The sequence below is a fragment of the Planococcus sp. CP5-4_YE genome, assembly GCF_019042655.1.
GTDB lineage: Bacteria > Bacillota > Bacilli > Bacillales_A > Planococcaceae > Planococcus.
Genome location: NZ_JAHPZO010000035.1, coordinates 1 through 4,078, shown reverse-complemented (window position 1 = coordinate 4,078; position 4,078 = coordinate 1). Strand labels below are relative to the sequence as shown.

The window sequence follows — 4,078 nt, the reverse complement described above, 5'->3', positions numbered from 1 at the left end:
AGTTGTTTCTGCGGCAAGACAATCTTTCGCCGTCCGCATCGCTTCTTGTTCTGTTGATATCGGGTGTAATAGTCGAGCACCGTATGTCCCAATTTCAAGAAATTGATGACATTGTAAATTGGCTGTCTGGAGCGCTTCAGGCGTGCAGCGATGATCGCCACAGGTGTCTCTTGGTGGAAGTAGGCTTCTATCATCACCAGTTCATCCGTGGTAAGATGGGTGTAGGTCATTCGTGGTACACTCACAATGTAAACTGACGGTTCTTTTTGTCCCAAACCTGACGGTTTCTTTGGCCAAACGAATAGAGAAAAAACGAGGGGGAACTAAGCTAGTTCCCCCTCGATTACTTTCTTCACCATGCGATCATCAATGATGCGATTTCCATTCTGTGCTGCGAATAATAGGCAATGCGTCGCCAATTTGTTGATGAGACGCGAGGCGCCACTTGAATAGCTAAACACTTCATCAATCGCAGATTCGCTAAAGATGTCTCGTCCCACTCCTGCATAGGCGAGATGCTTGATCATGTATTGTTCGGTCTCGGCACGGTCGAGATGATGCAAGCGAAACTGGATATCGATCCGTTGGCGGATCGCCGCAAAAGACTGAAGCTGAAGTCGGTCCCATAATTCCGTTTGTCCGACCATGATAAGCGCCATCGGACTTTGCGCATCCATGCGAAAGTTCAAGAGGAAACGCACTTCTTCCAGGTCTAATAGATGCGCTTCATCGACCACGCAGACAGGCGTCAGCTTGTGAATGCCTTTCATCAGCTCGATTTCTCGATGCAGCTGGCGCTTGGCATCGCCGCGATAAAACTTCGACTCGAGCCCCAATTGCTCCAACATGCCTTTATAGAAATGGCGGGGCGTTAATTTCGAATCCGATAGATAAAGCAGTTTGTAGCGAGAAGAATCCAGTTGATCGGTGAACCTTCGGATCGCTGTGGTTTTTCCAAGGCCACATTCACCGGTCATGACGGCGAACAGCTGCCGGTCTGCCGCATAATTCAAGCGGCCGATGATTTCTTCGAGTTGATTGGATTCGTACAGGTCGGCCGTTGGAATATCACGCGAGAACGGGGTGGCGCGCATCTCAAAAAACGATTCAAACATGATCCGCACCGCCCTTTCCAATATGGCGGAAGCTGACGGCCGGTAGGCTCGGCGTCACAGCACTCGCTTGGCGCTCTGCGTTCACTTTCTTGGCGCCTTGAAGCAAGCGAGAAGAACCGGCCGGTTCTTTGGTCATCTTCTCCGGAAGTGAAGGACGTTTGCCCGTTTTCTCGGACATCACCATCTCACGGGCTTTCCAACTATCATATCCAGGATAGTCGACAGTTAATTCACGGGTATCCTGTGGATCGAACGTAATTTCGACCTTGGATCCGACAAAATGGAGGCCCACTTCATATTTGCGATCTTGGAAGCTGATGCAGCCTGATTTATCGACCTTTCGTGTCTCCGCATGCAAGAATGCATGAGCGAGTTCTTCTGCTGAAACGGAACGGATCTGCGTGGCTTCATTGCGAAACGCTTCAAACGGTGTCTTTCCTGCCAATGCACTGTGCGGTTTATGGACATACCGTTCCTTGACCCACACATCGGTCCAGCCATTCAATTCATCGATCGTTTTCGGGTGTTCGAGCCGCACTTCTTGTAAAAATTCATCAAAGGTTCGGTTGAACCGTTCGACTTTTCCAGTTGATTCGGGTGAATAAGGACGCGCATAGAGAAGCCGCGTCCCAAGCTTCGAGCACGTTCGCGCCATCCATTTCGTGCGGTATTGTTTCCCGTTATCGAAGTAGACACTTTCTGGCACGCCATGCTTGCGAATGGACTCGCGAAAAGCATCTTCTACGCACCGCGCATCCAACATCGGATAAAACGCCACATGAAGGGGGAAGCGCGTCGCGTCATCCAGAAAAGCCACCATGTAGACTTGTTTTTTGGTTCCATTGGGGCCGATCGGTAAGTAAGGGCCGTATTTAATATCCGAATGCCAGAGGGCATTCCGGCGTCGCTTCTGAAAACGCCGAACAGCGCCGGAGGTCTCATGATACATTTTCATTTGACGCGCACTATATCCGAGCTTCGACAAGCGTTCTTGCAATGTGCTGCGCTTAAGTTCTCCTTTTCCGATGATTCCATCCCATTCGAGAATCTGAATGATTGAGGCAATGCTCCGGCTCGGAACTTCTCGCCTTAACTGAATGGCTTGATCCACCACTGGATCTTGCAGTTCTCGTGGAACCGTCCGATACGGTTTTTGCTTCAGCCCCTCAAATCCTTCTTTCTTAAACAGGGCGACATAGCGCCGGAGGGTGCGTTCGGAGAGGCCGTTTTTCTCACAGATTTGCTCCCGAAGTTTTCTCAGTTCCTGAGGGTCCAATTTCTCGTTCAATAGCGGCGCAATCAATTGAAAGCGCTGGGTTGCCAATTCTTCTGCTTTGGTTCTAGCCATGTTTACACTCCTTCTTCATCAGATAACTGAAGTGTAATTCACGAACGAGTGGACAAAAAGGCAGAACGGGTATGTATCCAAAAATGGTGGTTGGCGACGGGTCGGACAATTTTTGCCAGCCATCCGCTTGCCACGCCCAACCACTCTCCAATTCGTTCGTGCGCAGGCAGCTGACGACTGGACAGGTCGACCGCTGTAGTCTCATGTTCTTGGAGCTGAACGAGAAGAGATTGTAGGATAAAGAGCCAATAATCCACCAGGTTGAAAAACCAAAATCGCCACCGGTAAAGGGTTGATTCATCGACGGCCACCGTCAGGTGGGTAGTTGGAAGAACTGCCTCCTCGATAATGTCAGCCCCGTACCGTTTATAAGGCACCATGAGGTCAGGCAATTCATGATGAATCTTTTCGCACTGCTTACAGCGCAACCTTCTGACGATAAAACAACGGGATTCTCCACTTTCATCTCGCAACTTTCGCTCTCGTGAACCGATGATCTTATAGTCCATATGGCTACAACAAGGACATGGAACTTTTTCTGCGCACCGGATGAAAAACGCCTTTTGAGACGCATTCTTCTATGGTATAATCAGAGACGATTATCATATTTTTTTGGAAGACGTCTCCCGTCGAGCTACTGGTAATAGCCGACACACAGGGAGGCGTCTTTTCCTTTCTCCAGAGTTATTAAGGACATTATATCCGTCAATTTCTGGACAAACAATACCATCAACTTTTGGACATTAAGAAACAGCATTAACAATTACTATTTATGTTCTTCTTTTTTATTTAAATTCTTATAAATTATATTTGAACTGTGCGTTTTGTCATTGCCGGTGATAAAATGGTTCTTCCGCAATTTTGGTGAAGCCTCTTTTTGGGAATTATAGTAGTAAAAATTCTTGAGGAGGCGTTAAACTATGAATCTGCAGTTCTTCTACCCGACTTGGACAGTCTTGCACGTTTCTGTCTCTAATGATGCCTTTCATTTGTATATGGAATCTATTCAACATGGGAGCCGTTGTCCGGCGTGCCGCCATATTTCCTGCCGGATTCACAGCCGATATTGGCGAACACTCAAGGATACCCCACTTCATTCAATGCCTGTTTCCCTGCATGTAAGGGCTCGCAAATTCTTCTGTCACCAGCCCGACTGCCACCAGCGTATCTTTACAGAGCGACGGCCGGAATGGTGGAACGCCTATGATCGAAAAACCTTGCGGTTAGCTGCTTTCTTTCGGCAGCTAGAAATGATAGCTTAACTATGTACTAAAATGATTGCCTAAGCATGTACAGTTTTGATGTGCATCGGCATACTAATCTAGAGGTGATTAGTATGTACATACAGCTAGCGATTGAAACGGAATTTGAAGTGAAGAAGTTGAGTGACTTGCCGAAATTTAAAACCCTAATGGAGAATTTAAAAATGAAAATAAACAAAAGTGAATTAGCGAGAAAGCTTGGCGTGGACCGCCGAACGATCGACAAATACTTAAACGGCTTCATGCCATCCAAAACCAAGAAGAAGGCCTCCCAAATCGACGAATTCTATGAAGTCATTTCGCTCCTTCTTTCCGTCGAATCCAAACAGGTTTTCTATTACAAACGGATTCTT

At 47.5% G+C, this 4,078-nt stretch carries 5 protein-coding genes and 1 pseudogene; 2 read left to right on the top strand and 4 right to left on the bottom strand.

Translation table 11 applies throughout. The features are described from left to right. The 4 genes and pseudogenes from KTG14_RS17690 to KTG14_RS17675 all read right to left on the bottom strand — a co-directional run. Positions 1 to 230, bottom strand: a pseudogene (locus KTG14_RS17690) (IS30 family transposase); the annotation flags it as partial. Between the two features lie 93 nt (positions 231 to 323). After that, positions 324 to 1,115, bottom strand: a complete 792-nt coding sequence (locus tag KTG14_RS17685) for an ExeA family protein (protein ID WP_216972105.1) — start codon at positions 1,113 to 1,115, stop codon at positions 324 to 326. After that, positions 1,108 to 2,463: a DDE-type integrase/transposase/recombinase gene (locus tag KTG14_RS17680; protein ID WP_216972104.1), complete on the bottom strand. Its 1,356-nt coding sequence runs from the start codon at positions 2,461 to 2,463 to the stop codon at positions 1,108 to 1,110. The genes KTG14_RS17685 and KTG14_RS17680 overlap by 8 nt, the downstream gene beginning before the upstream one ends. 38 nt (positions 2,464 to 2,501) lie before the next feature. Further along, positions 2,502 to 3,014 (bottom strand): DUF6431 domain-containing protein, encoded by a 513-nt coding sequence (locus KTG14_RS17675; protein WP_308462049.1) that lies wholly within the window; start codon positions 3,012 to 3,014, stop codon positions 2,502 to 2,504. 369 nt (positions 3,015 to 3,383) lie between these two features. Here KTG14_RS17675 and KTG14_RS18085 point away from each other — a divergent pair, with 369 nt between their 5' ends. Continuing rightward, positions 3,384 to 3,725, top strand: a complete 342-nt coding sequence (locus KTG14_RS18085; protein WP_216972103.1) for a transposase family protein — start codon at positions 3,384 to 3,386, stop codon at positions 3,723 to 3,725. A gap of 74 nt (positions 3,726 to 3,799) precedes the next feature. After that, the coding region (locus KTG14_RS17665; protein WP_216972102.1) for a helix-turn-helix domain-containing protein at positions 3,800 to 4,078 on the top strand (279 nt) is incomplete at its 3' end.